At 70.1% G+C, this 927-nt stretch carries 1 pseudogene; it reads right to left on the reverse strand.

The features are described from left to right. A pseudogene (locus tag JK363_RS41395) lies at positions 1-927 on the reverse strand (BTAD domain-containing putative transcriptional regulator); the annotation flags it as partial.

Raw genomic sequence — 927 nt, forward strand, 5'->3', positions numbered from 1 at the left:
CGCTCTGCGGGTTCTGGTCCGGCCGCTGGTGGCTCGTCATCGGACTCCTCGGCACTGCCCTGCTCCAGGTTGTCAGGGGAAGGCGTGGCTGCTCGGGCGCCCGGGACCCTGCGCAGGCGCGGTCGCTCGTCATGCGCCGTAAGCAGGACGTCCAGGACGTCGCGGCCGGCCTGTGGGGAAAGGTGGAACAGCTGGAGGTCATCGAGTTGTCCGCCGGTTGCTGTCTGTTGTGTGGCCGTGCCGTCATGCGCGATGTGCCAGCTTGTGGCGCCGGGCAGGGCGCCGAGGGTGAGGACGATGAGGGCGGCGTGCGTGGTGCGGTCGGCCAGAGCCGTGAGGCGTCCGGCGTGCGCGGCGTCCGGCTGAGCGAGAAGTACTAGAGAGCCCGGTGCGCGGCTCTCTTCCTCCCCCGTCTTTGTCGTTGCCTGCTCGTCTTCGGTGTCTTGACTGTCTTGTTGGTTGTGGGCGTGGGCGATGAGGTGTTCTTCCGCGCAGTGCATGGCGTGTTCGAGATCGTCGGTCACAGTCAGGGCGCTGAACTTCGGTGGCATGCCCGGCAGGAGACGATCGGCTAGCTCTTGGGTGAGGACGCCTCTCACCTGGGGCGTGCCGGGGCGTTGGCGTTCGGCGGCGGTGAGGATGCCGGTCAGCAGCGCACGGGCGGCCGCCTCAGCGCCAGGTCCGGTCCAGCAGCAGCCGCCGGCCCGGGCAAGAGTGGACAGCGGGACTTCGGCGGCGTTGGCAGTCCCGATTGTCACGGTGGAGGCGGGCTGGGGTGGTGCGGGCGGGGTGCGGCGCGTGATCAGTGCCTTCGGATCAGCGTCCGTGGTACGGGGCAGGGCAGCCTTGCTCGCCGCCATGACGGCCATCTCGACCACGGGGCTCAGGGGCGGGACCTGCGCATCGAGGCCGCGGCGGCGGGAGCGA

Origin of the sequence: Streptomyces coffeae, from assembly GCF_016741875.1 — a bacterium.
GTDB lineage: Bacteria > Actinomycetota > Actinomycetes > Streptomycetales > Streptomycetaceae > Streptomyces > Streptomyces coffeae.